This window comes from Amycolatopsis sp. 505 (assembly GCF_031625235.1).
Lineage (GTDB): Bacteria > Actinomycetota > Actinomycetes > Mycobacteriales > Pseudonocardiaceae > Amycolatopsis.
The window spans coordinates 580,415-599,525 of the sequence record NZ_JACKQP010000004.1; the positions used below are offsets into that span (position 1 = coordinate 580,415).

Consider the following 19,111-nt stretch of genomic DNA (forward strand, 5'->3'; position numbering starts at 1 on the left):
AAGCATGAGTACCGGATGCCCGCGGCGCAACGAGGGCCTGCCACCAAAGTAGGTGGCAGGCCCCGCGGGGTCAGCTCAGGGTGACCCCGGTGTCGTCCACGGCGAACGACGTCTGCAGCGACTGGTCTTCCGTCCCGGCGAACTTCAGCGTGACCGTCTGGCCGGCGTACGAAGACAGGTCGAGCGTCTTCTGGACGTACGCCGAGTTGCGGTCGAGGTTCGAGTACGTCGCCAGCGTCGCCGAGCCCGCGGACACGACGAGCTTGTCGTAGACGACGTTCTCGGTCTCCGCCGTCCACACGCGCAGCCAGAACGTCAGGCTCGCCTTGCAGCCGGCCGGGATGGTGACGGCCTGCGTGAGCGTGTCCGTGTGAGCCGAGCCCCGGCCACCGAGCCAGGAGTCGTAGCTGCCCGAGCGCGCCGGCGCCTGGCTGCCCCACTGGCCGATGGTCGTGTCCGGGTCCGTCCAGGACGCCTTGCCGGACTCGAAGCCCGGGTTCTGCACCAGCTGCCCGCTGCACCCGCCCGGAGGAGTGGTGGTGGTCGGCGGCGTGGTCGGGGTCGTCGACGTGGTCGGCGGGGTGCCGGTGCACGTCGGGTCGCCGGACTGCGCCGGGACGCTCACCGCGTTCCAGGCCGCCTTGACCGCGTCGAACTCGGCGCAGCTGTTCGGGTACAGGTTCTTCGCGGCCTGCAGCGTCCACGTCCGGTAGCGCAGGTACGAACTGCCGGACGTCTTCAGCTGCACCGCGCCGTGCATGATGTTGATCGCCTTGCGGATGCCGATGCCCGCCACCGTGCTGTTGTTGCATGTGGAGCTCGTCGGCTGCCCGTTCGTCGGGTTGCTGCCCTCGGCGAGCAGGTAGAACCAGTGGTCGCCGGGGCCTGCCGCCTTGTGCACCTCCGCGTTCGGCGTCGAGCTGGAGTAGCAGTTCGGGTCGCCGACCTTCGACGGGTCGTACATGTACCGGATCGCGCCGGTGCCGACCAGGTTGACCTCCTCACCGATCGCGTAGTCCGGCGGGTCGTACTGGGACGGCTCGTTCGCGTAGAACTCCGTCGCGGTGCCGAAGGTGTCGGCGATGAACTCCTGGGTGCCGCCGCCGGAGAAGCCGCCGGACCCGGAGTAGTCGTCGATGCCGTGGCCCATCTCGTGGCCGAGGATGTCCAGCGAGCCGACCCACTCACCGCTCGGGTTGTGGCCGAGGTTCACGTACGCCGGCCGGGAGTTGTAGTAGTACGCGTTCTCGTCGTCGAGGCCGACGCGGATCTTCCAGGCGCCGCCGTTGCCGGTGAAGCCGTTGCGGCCCACCCACTCCGAAAGCATCTTCTTCTCGGTCTGCGCGACGAACAACGCGTCCGCGCAGCCGGTTTCGATGTTCGTGCCGCTGCCGTTGCCCCAGCTGTCGTCCGGTCCGGTGAGGACCGAGTCGCTGCTGTAGTTGCGGCAATCCAGGTTCGGCGTGTTCGGGTCGGCCATCGAATACGTGCTGCCGGACTTCGTCGTGTTCAACGGCAGCGACGGGCCGTTCCACTTGCCGGTACCGGTGCCCGCGGCCAGGTGCTGGACCGTCCGCAGGACGCGCCCGTCCGCGGCGTCGACGTAGACGCTCAGGCTGCTCGGTTCGCCGTGCTCGTCGGTGCCTTCGACGTTGCTTTCGTAGGCGAGCCGTCCGGTGCCCTCGGCGACCACGACGAGCTTCCCGCCCGGCAGGCTCTTGGGCCCCCGGACCTGCCGGCGCGCCACGGCTTCGGCCTGCGCGGCGGTCAGTTTCGCGCCGTGCACGTCGAGGTCGCCGAGAGCCTGCTGCTGCGCGACGGAGGTGGTCTTCACCGTGCCGGCGGCGTCGGTGGCGATGACCAGGTCACCGCCGATCACGGGCAGGCCGTCGTAGGTGCGGTCGTAGACGACGTACGACAGCCCGGCCGCCGACCGGACGTCCCGCTGGACGAACCGGTCGTGCTTTCCCGCGTGCAGTGCGGCGGGGCGGGCGGCGACCAGGCCGGCGGCGGCGCCGGTCGCGTTGGCCTGGGCCTGCGCGGCGGACGGCGGAGGAACGGGGGCGGGCTGCGCGGGCGCGGCGACGGCGATGCCGACCACCACCATGCCCGCCGCCGTCGCGCCGCCGAGCGCGGCGAACCGTTGGGGCAATCTCATGACGCTCCTTGGAAAACGCGAAGGGGAAAGGGGAGAACCCGATCGACGCTAACCGCGGAACAGGACCGTCAGAAGATTCATCACAGCGCCGGAATTTCACGCTGCCGCACTGTGAAAAGCGTGAAAGTCAGAGAACCGTGAAGCCGATGCCCGCCTTGGTGAGCCGGTCCACCAGCGCGCCGCCCATCGCGGTCGCCGTGGTCACCTGGCCCGCGGTCTCCGGGAGGTCGTCGGTCGCCAGGCAGAGGGCCGACTCCGCCAGCATCTTCGCCGTCTCGTCGTAGCCCGGGTCGCCGCCCGACACCTCCGTCACCACCCGCGAACCGCCGCCCTCGCCGAAGAACCGCACCGAGAACCACGACCGCGCGCGCCGCTCGGGGCTCGGGCCGTGGCCCGGGGCCAGCAGCCGGGACAGCGCCCGGCGGGCCGGCGGGAGCTGCGCCGCGGCGAGCAGGGCGCCGGCCCCGGCCACGCCGCCCGCCAGGACCGGCAGGTGCTTCACCGCGGCGAAGTGCCGGTACGTGAAGTCCGGGCCGTAGCGCTCGGACGCGGCCGCGGAGCGCCGGACGACTTCGGCGTCGATCGTCGGCAGCGGGACCGCCCACCAGCCCGGGTCGGGGACCCGGTGCGGGCGGCCGAGCGGGGCGCGGGCGAACCGGCCGGCCGGCCGCGGTTCGGCCGCCGCCCGCTCGCGGGCCACCCGGGCGCCGGCCGGCAGGCGGGACATGATGGTCAGCGCGCTCAGGAACGTGCCGCCCGAGGGCATCCCGCCCGCCCGGACGTAACCGGCGAGCTGCAGCGGCACGCTTTCGGGAAGCTGCTGCACGGTGAACCACGCGCCGAGGTCGTGCGGGATCGAGTCGAACCCGCACGCGTGCACCAGCCGTGCCCCGGTCTCACGGGCGCGCCGGTCGTGCGCCAGGTACATCCGGTCGACGAACTCGGGCTCGCCGGTCAGGTCGACGTAGTCGGTGCCCGCCTCGGCGCACGCCGCCACCAGCGGCTCGCCGTGCGTCAGGTACGGGCCGACGGTCGTGATCACCACCTTCGCCGAGGAGGCGACCTCCGTCAGCGACGCCCGGTCGCCGGAGTCGGCGACGAGCAGGTCGAGGGCGGCGAACCGGTCGTCGATCTCGCTGAGCAGCGCCCGGACGGCTTCGAGCTTGCCGCGGTTGCGCCCGGCCAGGGCCCAGCGCAGGTCCGCGGGCGCGTGCCGGGCCAGGTACTCGGCGGTCAGCCCGCCGGTGAACCCGGTGGCGCCGAACAGGACCACGTCGTACGCGCGCATGTCTGCTCCTTCGCTGGGACGTCGGCGCGCTCAGGTTACCCGCCGGTCACATCCCGGCGCCGGGTGAACTACCGGCGGGTACAGTGCCCCCTCGAACGCGAGGAGGCAACCGTGACCGAACGCTTCGGCAGCTATCAGAACGAGATCTACCTGCAGGGACTCGGTGGTCAGCTGCCGCCGTGCTCGACCGACGCGACGAAGCTCGAAGCGTCGGCGCGCGAGCTCATGGCGCCCGGGCCGTTCTCCTACGTCGCGGGCGCGGCCGGCTCCGGCGCCACCGCCCGCGCCAACCGCGAGGCCTTCGACCGCTGGCGCGTCGTGCCCCGGATGCTGACCGGCGCCACCGACCGCGACCTGGCCACGACCGTGCTCGGCACCCGGCTGCCCGCCCCGGTGGCCGTCGCGCCGGTCGGCGTCCAGTCGATCGTCCACCCGGACGCCGAGCGCGCGACCGCGCGCGCCGCCGCGTCGGTCGGGCTGCCGTTCACCCTCTCGACGGCCTCGTCGACCGGCATCGAGGACGTCGCCGCGGCCAACGGCGACGGCCCGCGCTGGTTCCAGCTGTACTGGCCCGGCGACAACGACGTCTGCGCGAGCCTGCTGACCCGGGCGAAGAACGCCGGCTACACGGCGCTGGTCGTCACCCTCGACACGTGGACGCTGGCCTGGCGACCGTCCGATCTGGACCAGGCGTACCTGCCGTTCCTCAAGGGGGAGGGCTGCGCCGTCCCGTTCACCGACCCGGTGTTCCGCGGCCTGCTGGAGAAGACGCCGGAAGAGGACCTGAACATGGCGATCCTGCGCTGGATCGGCATGCTCACCGGCACCGACCGGACGTGGGACCAGCTGCCGTTCCTGCGCGAGCACTGGGACGGCCCGATCGTCCTCAAGGGCATCCAGCACGTCGCCGACGCCCGCCGCGCGGCCGAAGCGGGCATGGACGGCATCGTGGTCTCGAACCACGGCGGCCGCCAGGTCGACGGCGCGATCGGCGCGCTGGAGGCGCTCCCGGGCATCGTCGCGGCGGTCGGCGACCGGCTGGAGGTGCTGTTCGACTCGGGCGTCCGCACCGGCGCCGACGTCCTCAAGGCGATCGCGCTGGGCGCCCGGGCGGTGCTGGTCGGCCGCCCGTGGGTGTACGGGCTGGCCCACGCGGGTGAGGACGGTGTCCGGCACGTCCTGCGCAGCCTCCTGGCGGACTTCGACCTGACCATGGGGCTGTCCGGCCACCGCACCCTCGCCGACCTGGGCCCGGACTCGCTGCAGCGGACATGAGGTAACGAATCGGGAATTCCGGAGACAGCCGGGACCGGGGCCGCTACATTTCTGCCTCACCACGGCCGCTCGGGGACGGACCGGTGGTTCCATCAGTCCTTTCACGAGGGGGTTTCCCATGTCTTCGATCATGATGCGGATCGGCGTGCTGTGCGCGGTGCTCGGGTTCGGCACCATCGTCCTCGAGCAGTTCGACTACGAGTTCCGGATCCTGTCCTGGGCCAGCGACATGCAGCCGTTCTTCGGCATCATCCTCGGCCTGGTCGGTCTCGCGCTGATCGGCGGCTCGGTGGCGCTGAGCCGGGCCAAGGCCGCGCCGCAGGCGCCGGTCCAGCCGCCGCAGCAGCCCGGCCAGCCCGGCTGACGCATCGCCCGTGAGGCCCCCTCGCCGCCGGTGAGGGGGCCTTTCGCGTGCGCCCCGTCACGCGGCGGGGATATTCGGGAGCCCGGTTCGTCACGCACGGCTATCCTTGGACCAAGAATGTCCGAGCCATCCCCCTTCGCCGCGCTGCGTGCGCGCCTGCCCGAGCTCATGCCGCGTGACGAGCAACGGCTGCGCCGCCGGCTCGAAGGCGCCCGCAAAGCCCGCAACCGCGACTCCGTCCTCGCCCAGATCGCCGCCGACGTCGAGAAGGCCGAGCTGCGCGTCCAGTCGCGGCGCGAGAGCGTGCCCAAGATCGAATATCCCGAAGAGCTGCCGGTCAGCAAGCTCAAGGACGAGATCGCCGCCGCCATCGACAAGCACCAGGTCGTGATCGTCGCGGGCGAGACCGGCTCGGGCAAGACCACCCAGCTGCCGAAGATCTGCCTGGAGCTCGGCCGCGGCATCCGCGGCCAGATCGGGCACACCCAGCCGCGGCGGCTGGCCGCGCGCACGGTCGCCGACCGGATCGCGAGCGAGCTCCACACCGAGCTCGGCGACGCCGTCGGCTACAAGGTCCGGTTCACCGACCAGTCCGGGCAGGACACGCTGGTCAAGCTGATGACCGACGGCATCCTGCTCGCCGAGATCCAGACCGACCGCTCGCTGCGCCAGTACGACACGCTGATCATCGACGAGGCCCACGAGCGCAGCCTCAACATCGACTTCATCCTCGGCTACCTCAAGCAGCTGCTGCCGCGCCGCCCGGACCTCAAGGTCATCATCACCTCGGCGACGATCGACCCGGAGCGCTTCTCGAAGCACTTCGACGACGCGCCGATCGTCGAGGTCTCCGGCCGGACGTACCCGGTCGAGGTGCGCTACCGGCCGCTCGTCGACCCGGACGACCCCGAGGGCGACGACGAGCGCGACCAGACGCAGGGCATCCTCGACGCCGTCGAGGAGCTGTGCGCCGAAGGCCCCGGCGACATCCTGGTGTTCCTCTCCGGCGAACGCGAGATCCGCGACACCGCGGACGTCCTCAACCGGGCCAACCTTCGCAACACCGAGGTCCTCCCGCTGTACGCGCGGCTGTCGTCGGCCGAGCAGCAGCGCATCTTCCAGTCCCACACCGGGCGCCGGGTGGTGCTCGCGACGAACGTCGCCGAGACGTCGCTGACCGTGCCGGGCATCAAGTACGTCGTCGACCCGGGCACCGCGCGGATCTCCCGCTACAGCCACCGCACCAAGGTGCAGCGGCTGCCGATCGAACCGGTGTCGCAGGCGTCGGCGAACCAGCGCAAGGGCCGCTGCGGCCGCACGTCGGACGGCATCTGCATCCGGCTCTACTCCGAAGAGGACTTCGAGAGCCGGCCCGAGTTCACCGATCCCGAGATCCTGCGGACCAACCTCGCGTCGGTCATCCTGCAGATGACGTCGCTGGGGCTCGGGGACATCGCCGCGTTCCCGTTCGTCGAACCGCCGGACCGCCGCCAGGTCAGCGACGGCATCGGCCTGCTGCAGGAGCTGGGCGCGTTTTCGAGCACCGGGTCCGACCGCAGCCTGACCGACATCGGCCGCAAGCTCGCGCAGCTGCCGGTCGACCCGCGGATGGGCCGGATGGTCCTGGAGGCGGCGAAGAACGGCTGCGTCCGCGAGGTGATGATCATCGCCGCCGCGCTGTCCATTCAGGACCCCCGCGAGCGGCCGGCCGAGAAGCAGCAGGCGGCCGACGCCCAGCACGCCCGGTTCGCCGACCCGACGTCGGACTTCCTGGCCTACCTGAACCTCTGGGAGTACGTCGCCGAGCAGCAGAAGGCGTTGTCCGGCAACCAGTTCCGCCGGATGTGCCGCACTGAGTACCTGAACTACCTGCGGCTGCGCGAGTGGCAGGACATCTTCAGCCAGCTGCGCCAGCTGGCCAAGCCGCTCGGGATCTCGCTGAACACGAACACGGCCCCGGCCGACCCGCAGCGCGTGCACACGTCGCTGATCGCCGGGCTGCTGTCGCACATCGGGCTCAAGGACCCGGCCAAGGGCGACTACCTGGGCGCGCGCGGCGCCCGCTTCGGCGTCTTCCCGGGTTCGGCGTTGTTCAAGAAGCAGCCGCGCTGGGTGATGTCGGCGGAGCTGGTCGAGACGTCCCGGCTGTGGGCGCGGGTCAACGCGCGCATCGAACCCGAGTGGGTCGAGCCGCTGGCGCAGCACGTCGTGAAGCGGTCCTATTCCGAGCCGCACTGGGAACGCAAGCAGGGTGCCGTGATCGCGACGGAGAAGGTGACTCTGTACGGCGTCCCGCTGATCGCCGACCGCCGCGTCAACTACGGCCGGATCGACCCCGAGATGTCACGGGCGCTGTTCATCCGGCACGCGCTGGTGGAGGGGGACTGGCAGACGCGCCACCACTTCTTCGCCGAGAACCGCGCGCTGCTGGAAGAGGTCGAGGACCTCGAAAACCGGGCGCGGCGGCGGGACATCCTGGTCGACGACCAGACGCTCTACGAGTTCTACGACGCCCGCGTCCCGGCGGACGTCGTCTCGGTGCGCCACTTCGACAGCTGGTGGAAGAAGGCGCGCCACGAGCAGCCGGACCTGCTTTCGTTCGAGAAGTCCATGCTCATCAACGAGACGGCGGGCGGCGTCCGCGAGGGCGACTACCCGGACTCGTGGACGCAGGGCACGCAGGTCTTCAAGCTGACCTACCAGTTCGAGCCGGGCGCGGACGCCGACGGCGTCACCGTGCACGTCCCGCTGCCGGTGCTCAACCAGGTGACGCCGGACGGGTTCGACTGGCAGGTGCCGGGCCTGCGGGCGGAACTGGTCACGCAGCTGATCAAGTCGCTGCCGAAGGCGTTGCGCCGCAACTTCGTCCCCGCGCCGGACACGGCTCGGGACGTCCTTTCGCGAGTGTCCCCTTCGGACGGTCCGCTGCTGGAGGTGCTCGGCCGCGAACTGCGTTCTCTGCGGGGCATCACGGTGCCGTATGCGGACTGGGACCTGGCTTCGGTGCCGGAGCACCTGAAGATGACGTTCCGGGTGGTGGACGAGCGGGGCAAGCGCGTCGCCGAGGGCAAGGACGTCGCGGAACTGCAGCGGCGGCTGGCGCCGAAGGTGCGTGAGACGATCTCCAAGGCGGCCAACACGCTGGAGAAGGCCGGGCTGACGAAGCCGTCGTTCGGGGCGCTGCCGCACGTGTTCGAGTCGAAGCAGCGCGGCCACGACGTCAAGGCGTACCCGGCGCTGGTGGACGAGGGTGCTTCGGTGGCCGTGCGGCTGCTGGACACCCCGGCCGAGCAGGAACACGCGATGTGGGCGGGCACCCGGCGGATGCTGCGGCTGAACCTGAGCTCGCCGATGAAGTTCATCACGCGGTCGCTGTCCAATTCGTCGAAGCTGGTGCTGAACCGGAACCCGCACGGCAGTGTCGCGGCGTTGCTCGAGGACTGCGTCGACTGCGCGGTGGACGCCCTGATGGCCGCGGGCGGCGGCCCGGTGTTCGACGAGACCGGCTTCAAGGTCCTGCTGGAGAAGGTCCGCGCGGGCCTGCACCCGCAGGTGCTCGGCGTGCTGACGGACGTGGAGAAGATCCTCCGCGCGGCGAACGACGTCGAGGTGGCCCTGCCGTCGGCGCGGGGTCCCGCCGAGTCGCTGGCCGACATCCGCGCCCAGCTGGCCGGCCTGGTGTACCCGGGGTTCGTGACGGCGACCGGCGCCGGGCGGCTCCGGCACGTCGTCCGGTACCTGCAGGGGATTTCGCGACGGCTGGAGAAACTCCCGACCGAGCCGACGCGCGACCTGCAGCGGACCGCGGACATCGCCTGGATCCAGGGCGAGTACGCCGACGCGGTGGCATCGCTGCCGCCGGGGACGTCGTCACCGGCGCTGAACGAGGTGCGGTGGATGATCGAAGAGCTGCGGGTGTCGTTCTTCGCCCAGACGTTGGGCACGGCGCACCCGGTGTCGCTCAAGCGGATCACGAAAGCGATCGACGACGCTCTGGCCTAGTCGATCTTCGTTCCGGGCCAACGAAACCCGGAATGTCCGGCTTCGAACTTCCGTCGGTTGACCGCGTTCCCCGGCGGGACAAGCCTGAAGCGGCCGGAGACCCTCCTGGGAAAGGACTTTCCGATGTCCTCGGGTGTTTCGTCCGTCAAGCGAAGAATCGTCGTCGCCTGCCTCGCGCTCCTTGCGCCGGTCGTCTTCGCGCCGGCCGCGCACGCTGCCGCCGAGCCACCGCACAACGTCCCGAATCCGCTGCTCAAGGAGCAGTTCGCCGAAGGGGAAGAGGACGAGGGCGGCGACGACCCCGCGCTGTCCGCCCTCTGCCAGACCTACCTCGGCAAGCCGAACCCGTACCGGCCGCTCGCGCCGAACACCGACGTCATCGACGGGGACACGATCGTGCCGACCGGCAGCCAGACCGGCTGCAGCACGGCGCAGAACGAGACCACCGTCGCCGTCAACCCGGAGAACCCGCGCAACATCGTCGCCGGGTCGAACGACTACCGGCTGTACAACACCCGCGAGGCCCGCAACGACTCGGGCGGCTTCGCCTACACGTCGTTCGACGGCGGCCGGACCTGGGCGAACGTCCAGCTGCCGCACCTGGACTACCCGACCGGGGCGCCCGCCCCACTGTCCTACATGGACGCCGCCGGTGACCCGGCCATCGCGTTCGGGCCGCACAACACGGTGTACTACGCGACGCTGGTGTTCAGCCGGGCCGAGGTGCCGGACGACCAGCAGCTCGCCAGCGGCATCGCGGTGTCGGTGTCCCACGACGGCGGCCGCAGCTTCGGCGACCCGGCGATCCTGCACCTCGACGGCGTCACCCCGGCGGGCACGCCGACGCCGGCGCGGATCTTCAACGACAAGGAGTGGATCGCCGCGGACCCGGTGTCCGGCGACGTCTACGTGACGTGGACGCAGTTCACCTACGACGCGTCCGGCGCGTTCGTCGAATCGCCGATCGTGCTGTCGAAGTCCCGCGACTTCGGCCGGACCTGGTCGCCGCTCCGCCGGATTTCGCCGTCGCTGACCGGGTTCCGCGGCGGGATCACGCCGTTCGGCAGCGGCTCGAACCCGGTGGTGACCCGCGACGGGACGCTCCAGGTGGCGTACGAGACGTCGGTCTGCGCGACGGCGGCGTGCGACCAGCCGGCCGACCACGACGCGGTGGTGGTGGCGACCTCCCGCGACGGCGGCCGGACGTTCCGGCACACCGAAGTGGGGCTCGACTTCGACTTCCCGGTGGACGAAGACGTCGCCAACAACGCGCTGACCGGCGAGAACTTCCGCGTCAACAGCTTCCCGCAGCTGACGTACGACCGCGTGACGGACCACCTGTGGGTGACGTGGGCCGACGACCGCAACGGAACGTACCGAGACGGCGAGTCGGTGAAGACGAACGGAGACGCGTTCCTGAGCGGGTCCGACGGCCGGCACGGCTGGTCGAAGCCGGTGAAGATCGGCTCGGCAGCCGACGAGGTGTTCCCGGCGGTGGCGGCGTTCGGCGGCCGCGTCGCGGTGACGACGTACACGCGCGCGTACGACCCGAACGGCATCGGCCTGGACTACGCGTACGCGACCGGCTGGGGCGACGGCTTGTCCCCGCTGCGCAGGATCACGACGCAGACGGCGAACCCGCAGGTCCAGTTCGTGTCGACGGGAGCGGAGACGGGCAAGGAGCTGCAGGGCGTGTTCATCGGCGACTACACGGCGGTGGCGGTCGGCGCGGACTTCCGGCTGCACCCGGTGTGGACCGACTTCCGCGGCAACCCGGGCCGGACACTGCCGAACCAGGACGTCGTGACGCAAACGCTGCCCATGCTCCCGTAGCCCGCGTACCCCAGCGGACGACACGCGTACCTGTACGGACGACACGCGTCACTTTGCGTCGGCGTAGGTGTCTACCGCGGCCGTCTGCATGGGGAAGCGGACCGGGCAAGCCGGGCCGAACAGCATTGTCGCCGCCTCCGTCACCGAGTCCTCGATGGAGCGGGCGACGGAGGCGGCCAGCTCGGCCGGGGTGTGGACGATCACCTCGTCGTGCTGGAAGAAGACCAGGTGGGCGGGCTCCGGGAGGCGGGTGCGGAGGGTCGCCAGCATCACCGCCGTCATGTCCGCCGCGCTCGCCTGGACCACGAAGTTGCGCGTGAACCGGCCCCAGCCCCTCGAAGCCCGCCGGGCCTTCAGTTCCCCGGCTTCGTCCGAAGCCAGGCCGCCCGTCAACGCGCGCCACGCCGCCGAGGGCGCCGGCGAAGTGCGCCCCAACCGGGACCGGACCCGCTCGCCGCGTTCGCCCGCCTGTGCCGCACGCTCCACATAGGACACCGCGTCCGGGAACCGCTGCCGCAGCAAACCCAGCAAGGGGCCCGCCTCGCCGGACGTGCCGCCGTACATCGCCGACAGCATCGCGATCTTCGCCCGCGCCCGGTCGTCGCGGTCGTCGTTCGCGGCCGGGACCCAGCGCGCGCCCGAGAACAGCGCCTCGCCCAGGCGCGCGTACAGGTCCGTCGCCGCCGCGACGTCGGCCAGCCGGCGGTCGCCCGACAGCGCCGTGAGGACCCGGGGCTCCAGCTGGGCCGCGTCCGCCACCACCAGCTTCCAGCCCGGGTCCGCGCGCACGCACGTCCGCAGCACCTTCGGGATCTGCAGCGCCCCGCCGCCGCGGCTGGCCCAGCGCCCGGACACCACGCCGCCGACGACGTAGTGCGGCCGGAACCGGCCATCCGTGACCCACTCTTCGAGCCACGCCCACCCGTTCGCCGCGAACAGCCGCGACAGCTCCTTGTACTCCAGCAACGGCCCGACCGCGGGGTGGTCGATCCCCTTCAGCAGGTACTTCCGCGCCGCCGGCACCTCGATGCCCTCGCGGGCCAGCGCGCGGACCACGCTCGGCGGCGAATCCGGGTTCACCGGCCGCCCGCCGAACGCCTCGCTGATCTTCGCCGCCAGCTCGACCAGCGCCTTCGGCCGCTGCCCGGCGGGCACCCGCGGCCCCAGCCGCGCCGCCAGCAGCTCCTCGTGCACGTCGGCGCGCCACGGCAGGCCGTCGGCCGACATCTCCGCCGCGGCCAGCGCGCTCGCCGACTCCGCGGCCAGCAGCAGCCGCATCCGGTCCGGGTGCTCGACCGCCGCCACCCGCCGCTCCTGCTCGGCGAGCACGCGCCGGACCGCCGTGACGACCGTCACGCCCTCGGGCAACGTCGGCACGCGCGTCTCGAACAGCGTCGGCTGCGCCAGCTCGACGGCGGACTGCTCGGACGGCGGCTCCTCACCGTTCGCCCTGGCCCAGGCCGCGCGCAGGCTCCGCGACTGCGTCTCCGCGCCCTCGTACGCCAGCAGCAGCCCCTCGGCCAGCTCGAGGTCGTAGCAGCGGCGCACCCGCAGCCCGGCCGCCATCAGCCCCGGGTACGTCCGCTCCACCGAGGGGAACACCCACCGCGGCGCCAGGGACGCCTCCAGCTCCCGCGCCAGCGCCACGAAACCGGCCTCGTCCAGGCCATCCTTCGTCGATGACGGCGTGTGCACGCTGAAGCTCCCGTCCTCCTCTCGTCCCGCAATGACCTGCACCCGGACATCATGCCGATCACCACCGACATTTTTCGGGGGTGCGGGTGGCGGAGCCCCCGCCTCGGGGCGAAGCCCCGGATGCCATTGACAGTTTCCGCTCGCTCGCGGGCTGGTGCGTTCGGCCTACCCTTGGTTTACTCTCCGGTAGCTCCCATACCGCCGGTACGGCGTTAGCTCTCTTCCCCGCAGCAACGGAGGTGCCTGGATGAGCCTGGTCGCGCTCGCCACCACGGTGGCGGACAAGGTGACCGAGACGGTGCGCAGCGTCGACGTGATGCGGCGGGCGGGCCTGGTCCCCTTCCCCAGGGTCGACGAAGGCGTCCGTTCGCTGGTCGCGTTGCGGAAGTTCGGCCCGTTCGCCGGCGCCAACCACATCTCCGCCCGCCGCGACCCGGCCGCCGTCGGCATCGTCGACGAACTCGGCCCGCTCACCTACAAGCAGCTCGACGACCAATCGAACGCCCTGGCCAGGGCCTGGTCCGAGCGTGGCATCCGGCCCGGCCAGGTCGTCGCCGCCCTCTGCCGGGACCACCGCGGCCTGGTCATCACGATGGCCGCGTCGGGCAAGCTCGGCGTCCGCCTGCTGCTGATGAACACCGGGTTCGCGAAGCCGCAGCTGGCCGACGTCGCCCAGCGCGAAGGCGTCACCGCGCTCGTCTACGACCAGGAGTTCACCGGCCTGCTCGACGCGATCCCCGACGGGGTCGACCGCTACCTCGCCTGGGTCGACCCGGGCTCGGACCTGACCGACCGGACCGTCCCGGTGCTCGACGAGATCATCGCCAGCACCGACGACCGGCCGTGGCCCGCGCCGGCCAAGCCGGGCGGGTTCGTGCTGCTGACCAGCGGCACCACCGGCACGCCGAAGGGCGCGCCGCGGCCGCACACCTCCGCGCTGGCCTCGGCGCAGTTCCTCGACCGGATCCCGCTGCGGGCCAACGAGGCCACCTACATGGGCGCGCCGCTGTTCCACGGCACCGGCCTCTCGCAGTTCATCCTGTCCTTCGCGCTCGGCTCGAAGGTCGTCATGCGCCGCAAGTTCAACCCCGAAGAGGCGTTGCGCGGCGTCGCCGAGCACAAGTGCACCGCGCTCGTGCTGGTGCCGACCATGCTGCAGCGCATCGTCGACCTGCCGAAGGACGTCCGGCAGAAGTACGACACGTCCGCGCTGCGGATCATCTTCGTCGCCGGCTCGGCGCTCTCGCCGGACCTGGGCAACCGGGCCAACGAGGCGTTCGGCCCGGTCGTGCACAACCTCTACGGCTCGACCGAGGTCGCGGTGGCCACGGTCGCGACGCCGGAGGACTGGGCGAAGGCCCCGGGCACGGTCGGCCGCGCGCCGGTCGGCTGCAAGGTGGCGCTGTACGACGAAAAGGGCGTCCGGATCACCGAGCCGCACGTGACCGGCCGCGTGTTCGTCGGCAGCGGGCTCAGCTTCGGCGGCTACACCGACGGCCGCCACAAGGAGATCATCGACGGCCTGCTCTCCAGCGGCGACGTCGGCCACTTCGACGAGGACGGCCTGCTGTTCATCGACGGCCGCGACGACGAAATGATCGTCTCCGGCGGCGAGAACGTGTTCCCGATCGAGGTGGAGAACCTGCTGGTCGAGCGCGAGGACGTGATCGAGGCGGCGGTGATCGGCGTCGAGGACCCGGAGTTCGGGCAGCGGCTGAAGGCGTTCGTCGTGCGAGCCGAAGGCGCGTCGCTGGACGCCGACGAGATCCGCGACTACGTCAAGGCGAACCTGGCCCGCTACAAGGTGCCGCGGGACGTCGAGTTCCTGGACGAGCTGCCGCGCAACGCGACCGGAAAGGTCCTCCGCACCAAGCTGCAGTGACAACCGAGGCTTCGCCTCGGGCCGGGGGCTTCGCCACCCGGACCCCCGCAAAGCGGTCATGACCCGCGTTGCACGTTGACGATCCGCCAGCGCCCGTCCCGGCGCTCGGCGACCACCGTGCAGGCGACGCCGTCGCGGTGCCCGGTCGCGACGCCGACCGACGGCGTCACCTGCAGGCGCGTCCAGCGGAACGCGCCCGCGGGGACGCGGCCGGGCCAGCCGGCCTTGCCGAGCACGCGCCCGGCCGGGCCGTCGCCGCGGAAGCCGTCGGCGAGCAGCGGCGCCAAGGCCTCGGTGTCGCCGTCCGCGTCGGCGTCCCGCCAGCGGGCCAGCAGTTCCTCGAACGTCTCCACGATCCGAAGGTCGCAGGCGCGCCCGTGCGCAACATCGGCCACCTGGCCGAGATCCGCTGGCAGACTGGCCGGGTCATGACTGCGACGAAACTCCTCCCGGCGGGCACGGTCACGATCCTCTGCGCCGGCGACGCCGCCCCGGCCGTCTTCACGACCCCGGCCGAGGCGCTCGCGGCGCTGACCGGCGGCCCGGCGGCGGTGCACACCGGCGACGTGCTGATCCGCGACGACGGCACGCCCACCGGCCCGGCCGTGCGCCGCTGCGAACAGCTGCGCGCGCTGGCGGACGAGGGCCGGATCCTGGTGTCGGCCCGCGCCGCGGCGGGTCTCGGGGACGCCGTGCCGCTGCACGACCTCGGCGTCCACCGCCTGCCGGACCTCACCGCGCCCGAGCGCGTCTTCGAGCTCGGCGGGACACCCGGGCCGCTGCGCTCGCTCGACGCCGTCCCGAACAACCTCCCGGTGCAGCTGACCGGGTTCGTCGGCCGCGACACCGAGGTCGCCGAAGTCCAGCGGCTGCTCGCCGGGACGCGCCTGGTGACCCTCTCCGGCCCCGGCGGCAGCGGCAAGACGCGGCTGGCCGCGCAGGTCGCGGCCGGTGGCGAGTGGCCCGACGGCGTCTGGTGGGTGGAGCTCGACGCCGTCACCGACGTCGCCGAGCGGGTCGCCGCGACGCTCGGCGTCCCGGTGGAACCCCAGGTCGGGGCGGCCCGCTCGGTCTCGACGGACCTGCGCGACCGGCGGGTGCTGCTCTGCCTCGACAACTGCGAGCACGTCCTCGACGGCGCCGCCGAGGTCGCGGTCGAGCTGCTGCAGTCCTGCCCCGAGGTCGCGGTGCTGACGACCAGCCGGGAGCCGCTGGACGTGCCGGGGGAGACGGTGTGGCGGGTGCCGCCGCTGGCCGTCGAGGACGCCGTCGCGCTGTTCGTCGAGCGCGCGGGCGCGGTCCGGCCGCTGTTCACCTTGGACGCCTCCAGCGCGGCCGCCGTCCGCTCGATCTGCACCCGGCTCGACGGCATCCCCCTGGCCGTCGAACTGGCCGCGGCGTGGCTGGGAACGCTGACCCCGCACCAGATCGACGCCGGCCTCGACAACCGGTTCGCTTTGCTGACGCGTGGCCCGCGCGGGGTGCCGGCGCGGCAGCGGACCCTCGAAGGCTCGATCGCGTGGAGCCACGACCAGCTCGACGCGCAAGACCGGGCGGTGTTCCGGCGGCTCGCGGTGTTCGCCGGTGGGTTCACCTTGGCCGCGGCGGGCGGCCCGGCGGTGCTGCCCGCGCTCGGCCGGCTCGTCGACAAGTCCTTGGTCCTGGCCGAAGACGGCCGCTACCGGCTGCTGGAAACGCTTCGCGAGTACGCGGCCGCCCGGCTGGCCGAGGCGGGGGAGACCGACGCCGTCCGCGACCGCCACCTCGACCACTACCTGGCCCTGGCCGAAGCCGCCGAGCCCGACCTCGACCGCGACAAGGACGCCTGGCGGGCCCGGGTGGAGCCCGAGCGCGACAACCTGCGCGCGGCGCTGGAATGGGGTCTGGCCCAGGAAGATCCCGCGCGGGGCCGCCGGCTCGCGGCCGCCGTCGCGTGGTTGTGGAACCTGCACGGCCGCGGCCACGAGGGCCTGGCGTACCTCAGGCGCGCGGTGGCGCGCTGCCCGGACGCCCGGACGCCGGTGCAGGCCCGGCTGCTGACCGGGATGGGCCTGGTGGCGGACACGACCGCCCCGTTCGACCTCGAAGCGGCGCGGCAGGGCCTGGACCTGGCCACCGAACTCGGCGAAGCGGACCTGCGCGCGCGGTGCCTCGCCCTGACGGCGCTCGGTCACCTGTACACGGATTTGGACACCGCCTGGGACCTCGCCGTCGAAGCCGGGCGGGAGACCGACGGGTTCGCGCGGGACAGTGCGTTGATGCTGCGCGGAATTATCCGGACCATCCGCGACCGCCACGACGAAGCGGCGCCTCTGCTCGCCGAGGCGGCTCAGGGGCTCCTCCGGCGCGGCGACCGCGGGCTCGCCTCGACCGTCCTCAGTGTGCAGTCGGCGAGCGCGCTGGCGGCGGCGGACCTACCGCGGGCGCGTTCGCTTGCGCTGCAAGCCGTCGACGTCGCCGCACCGCTGCGGGACTTCCACCGCGTCAACACGACGTTGTGCTGCTTGGCAAGGGTGCACTGCGCGGCGGGGGACGTCGACGCGGGCTTCCGGGTGATGGAGCCGTTCCTGCGGCTGCTCGAGACGGCGGGCGACGTCTTCGTGCCGGGGATGGCGAATGTGCTGGGGCAGCTGCATTGGCGGCAGGGCGGGTTCGAGGAGGCGTTGCGCTGGTTCGAGCGCGAAGCCGTGCCCGGGACGTACATGGCGGCGCAAGGGCTGCCGGAACGCGGGGCGCTTCTGCGTCGGCTCGGCCGGCTCGACGAGGCCGCGGAGGTCCTGGACACGGCCGTCGAGCTCGCTCGGCGCTGGTCGCTGCCGTCGCCGTTGGCGGACGCCCTGGACGAGCAGGGGCACCTGGCAGAGCCGGCGCAGGCAGCCGAGCTGCACTACGAAGCGCTGAGCCTCCGCCTCGACCACGGCCTCCGGCTGGGTGTCCTGGCCAGCCTGGACGCGCTGACCGAGTTGTTCGCGCGCAGTGGCCGGGAGGCCGACGCCGCGCGGGTGTTCGTGTCGGCTTCGCAGGCCCGGGCCGAGCTGGGCGTCCCGCGGCGTCCGTTCGAGCAGGCGGAGCTGGACGTGTTCGGGACGGCTTCGTCGCCGATGGGCCTCGACGACGTGGTGGCGTTCGTCCGCCGGACCCGGGGCTCGCGCGGCCGCCCGTCGAGCGGCTGGGGAAGTCTGACGCCGACGGAGCTCGAGGTGGTGAAGCTGGCGGCGGAGGGGTGCACCAACCCGGAGATCGGAGCGCGGCTGTTCATGAGCCGCGGCACGGTGAAGACCCATCTGGCGCATGTGTACGCGAAGCTGGGCATCGCGAACCGCACGGAATTGGCCACCCTCGCGGCGGCCCGCCTGGGCTGAAGTCAGTCCCAGTCGATGCCGAAGACCCCCGGCCCGAAGTCGAACGTCACCGCGTGCACGCCGTCCGCCCCGTCCAGCTTCAACGCCCGCCGTGCCAACGTCCCGTCCGCTCCGTTGCGCGAGTACTGCCAGCAACGCTCCGGCGCCGTTCCCCGCGCGAAGCGGACCTCCAGCAAGTACTCGCGCACCGGGCGGCGGAACTCGCGGTAGTGCGTGTTGCGGCACTCCGGGTACGGCGGGCCGCTGTTGGTCAGCGTGTACTCGATCAGGTGGGTCTCGCCGCGGTTGATCGGCTGGTCGAAGAGGAGTTCCGTGACGAGGAGGCCGTGGGCCTCGTCGATCTCCGCGCGGCCGATCCGGCAGTTGCGCACCGCGTGCAGCTCCGGGACGCCCGCGGCCGGGTCGTCCTGGGTGTACACCAGCAGCCAGCGGTCCTGGCCGTCCGCGGCCGACTGGAACACCGCGCGGGCCGTCACCGCGCGCTGGCCGCCGTCCTCGGCGATCTCGCACAGGTCGTGCAGGCCGACCATCTTCAGCGGCTGCTGGCGGTCGAGCGCGTGCGGCGCGCCCACCTTCTCCAGCAACGGCTGCAACACCTCGCGCGGGAACGACAACGGCTCGCCGCCGGCCTGGCGCTTGCCGGCGCCGCCGCGGGGGCGGGGCGGGGGCAGCAGCCCGAGCAGGGAACCGGCGGGGACGTCGAGGATTTCTTCCAGCGTGCGCACCGCCGAAAGCGAACTCTGCCGCTCCGGCTGTCTCTTGCCCGATTGCCAATAACTGAGGGCCGTCACGCTGACGACGACACCGCGGGCTCGCAGCCGCGCCTGGATCCGGTCGAGCGAGAGCCCGCTGGTGGCGATGGCCGCGCGCAGCCGGATGGCGAATTCGGTGCGCCCGTTCTCCTGGCCGTCACCCACCGTGCTGCCCGCCATCGCTGAAATCCCGACCCGCCCCATGCCGTCCCCCGACGATCCCCGACACGGAGCACGTTAGCAGTTTTCCACGCGGTCTCCGCCCCCCTCTTCGGCCGTGCCGCCGGGGCCGCCACTCGGGCGAACGGGCTAGTACTGGCAACTGTGAACCATTGCCCCGGCCTGGGCCGACGCGCTTGTATGACTTGCCTGCGCCGGTGGCACCGCCTCCCCCTCACGGCCCACCCGGGCGCAGGTGTGACCGGCCGCGCGAGCGGTTCCGGCTCCGGTTCACCCGGCCGAGTTGTGCGACCGGCCGAGGTGACCGCGCGATGACCGGT

The 19,111-nt window shown here is 72.2% G+C and carries 11 protein-coding genes; 6 read left to right on the top strand and 5 right to left on the bottom strand.

The genetic code is table 11. From position 1 onward, the window contains the following. Positions 1-70 precede the first annotated feature (70 nt). Positions 71-2,158, bottom strand: coding sequence for a M4 family metallopeptidase (locus H5965_RS18645; protein ID WP_310971277.1), 2,088 nt, complete (start codon positions 2,156-2,158; stop codon positions 71-73). A 127-nt stretch (positions 2,159-2,285) separates the two neighbouring features. After that, the gene (locus tag H5965_RS18650; RefSeq protein ID WP_310971278.1) at positions 2,286-3,446 is read right to left on the bottom strand and encodes a saccharopine dehydrogenase NADP-binding domain-containing protein; all 1,161 of its coding nucleotides are present in this window, start codon (positions 3,444-3,446) and stop codon (positions 2,286-2,288) included. A 111-nt stretch (positions 3,447-3,557) separates the two neighbouring features. Between H5965_RS18650 and H5965_RS18655 the strand changes: the two genes are divergently transcribed. The 4 genes from H5965_RS18655 to H5965_RS18670 all read left to right on the top strand — a co-directional run bounded on the left by H5965_RS18655 (position 3,558) and on the right by H5965_RS18670 (position 10,920). Continuing rightward, positions 3,558-4,721, top strand: a complete 1,164-nt coding sequence (locus H5965_RS18655) for a lactate 2-monooxygenase (protein ID WP_310971279.1) — start codon at positions 3,558-3,560, stop codon at positions 4,719-4,721. Positions 4,722-4,839: 118 nt separating this feature from the next. After that, positions 4,840-5,085 (top strand): hypothetical protein, encoded by a 246-nt coding sequence (locus H5965_RS18660; RefSeq protein ID WP_310971280.1) that lies wholly within the window; start codon positions 4,840-4,842, stop codon positions 5,083-5,085. 117 nt (positions 5,086-5,202) lie between these two features. Continuing rightward, positions 5,203-9,087: an ATP-dependent RNA helicase HrpA gene (hrpA, locus tag H5965_RS18665; RefSeq protein ID WP_310971281.1), complete on the top strand. Its 3,885-nt coding sequence runs from the start codon at positions 5,203-5,205 to the stop codon at positions 9,085-9,087. Positions 9,088-9,210: 123 nt separating this feature from the next. After that, positions 9,211-10,920, top strand: coding sequence for a sialidase family protein (locus H5965_RS18670; protein ID WP_310971282.1), 1,710 nt, complete (start codon positions 9,211-9,213; stop codon positions 10,918-10,920). Positions 10,921-10,968: 48 nt separating this feature from the next. On the opposite strand, the gene H5965_RS18675 is transcribed toward H5965_RS18670, so the two are convergent. Continuing rightward, positions 10,969-12,657: a bifunctional 3'-5' exonuclease/DNA polymerase gene (locus H5965_RS18675; RefSeq protein WP_310971283.1), complete on the bottom strand. Its 1,689-nt coding sequence runs from the start codon at positions 12,655-12,657 to the stop codon at positions 10,969-10,971. Positions 12,658-12,862: 205 nt separating this feature from the next. On the opposite strand from H5965_RS18675, the gene H5965_RS18680 reads away from it, so the two are divergent. Further along, the gene (locus H5965_RS18680; protein WP_310971284.1) at positions 12,863-14,497 is read left to right on the top strand and encodes an acyl-CoA synthetase; all 1,635 of its coding nucleotides are present in this window, start codon (positions 12,863-12,865) and stop codon (positions 14,495-14,497) included. A 56-nt stretch (positions 14,498-14,553) separates the two neighbouring features. Here the strand turns inward: H5965_RS18680 and H5965_RS18685 are convergent, their stop codons facing one another. Next, on the bottom strand, positions 14,554-14,850 hold the full coding sequence (locus H5965_RS18685) for a nuclear transport factor 2 family protein (protein ID WP_310971285.1): 297 nt from the start codon (positions 14,848-14,850) through the stop codon (positions 14,554-14,556). A gap of 75 nt (positions 14,851-14,925) precedes the next feature. Here H5965_RS18685 and H5965_RS18690 point away from each other — a divergent pair, with 75 nt between their 5' ends. Continuing rightward, complete coding sequence (locus H5965_RS18690) at positions 14,926-17,859, top strand: LuxR C-terminal-related transcriptional regulator (protein ID WP_310971286.1); 2,934 nt, start codon at positions 14,926-14,928, stop codon at positions 17,857-17,859. A 2-nt stretch (positions 17,860-17,861) separates the two neighbouring features. Here the strand turns inward: H5965_RS18690 and H5965_RS18695 are convergent, their stop codons facing one another. Beyond that, on the bottom strand, positions 17,862-18,791 hold the full coding sequence (locus H5965_RS18695) for a hypothetical protein (RefSeq protein ID WP_310971287.1): 930 nt from the start codon (positions 18,789-18,791) through the stop codon (positions 17,862-17,864). Between the last annotated feature and the right edge of the window lie 320 nt (positions 18,792-19,111).

What these genes read in the sequence shown, in the direction of transcription:
- H5965_RS18645 (WP_310971277.1), bottom strand. Translation starts at nt 2,158, where the DNA reads ATGAGATTGCCCCAACGGTTCGCCGCGCTCGGCGGCGCGACGGCGGCG.
- H5965_RS18650 (WP_310971278.1), bottom strand. Translation starts at nt 3,446, where the DNA reads ATGCGCGCGTACGACGTGGTCCTGTTCGGCGCCACCGGGTTCACCGGC.
- H5965_RS18660 (WP_310971280.1), top strand. Translation starts at nt 4,840, where the DNA reads ATGTCTTCGATCATGATGCGGATCGGCGTGCTGTGCGCGGTGCTCGGG.
- hrpA (WP_310971281.1), top strand. Translation starts at nt 5,203, where the DNA reads ATGTCCGAGCCATCCCCCTTCGCCGCGCTGCGTGCGCGCCTGCCCGAG.
- H5965_RS18670 (WP_310971282.1), top strand. Translation starts at nt 9,211, where the DNA reads ATGTCCTCGGGTGTTTCGTCCGTCAAGCGAAGAATCGTCGTCGCCTGC.
- H5965_RS18680 (WP_310971284.1), top strand. Translation starts at nt 12,863, where the DNA reads ATGAGCCTGGTCGCGCTCGCCACCACGGTGGCGGACAAGGTGACCGAG.
- H5965_RS18690 (WP_310971286.1), top strand. Translation starts at nt 14,926, where the DNA reads ATGACTGCGACGAAACTCCTCCCGGCGGGCACGGTCACGATCCTCTGC.
- H5965_RS18695 (WP_310971287.1), bottom strand. Translation starts at nt 18,791, where the DNA reads ATGGCGGGCAGCACGGTGGGTGACGGCCAGGAGAACGGGCGCACCGAA.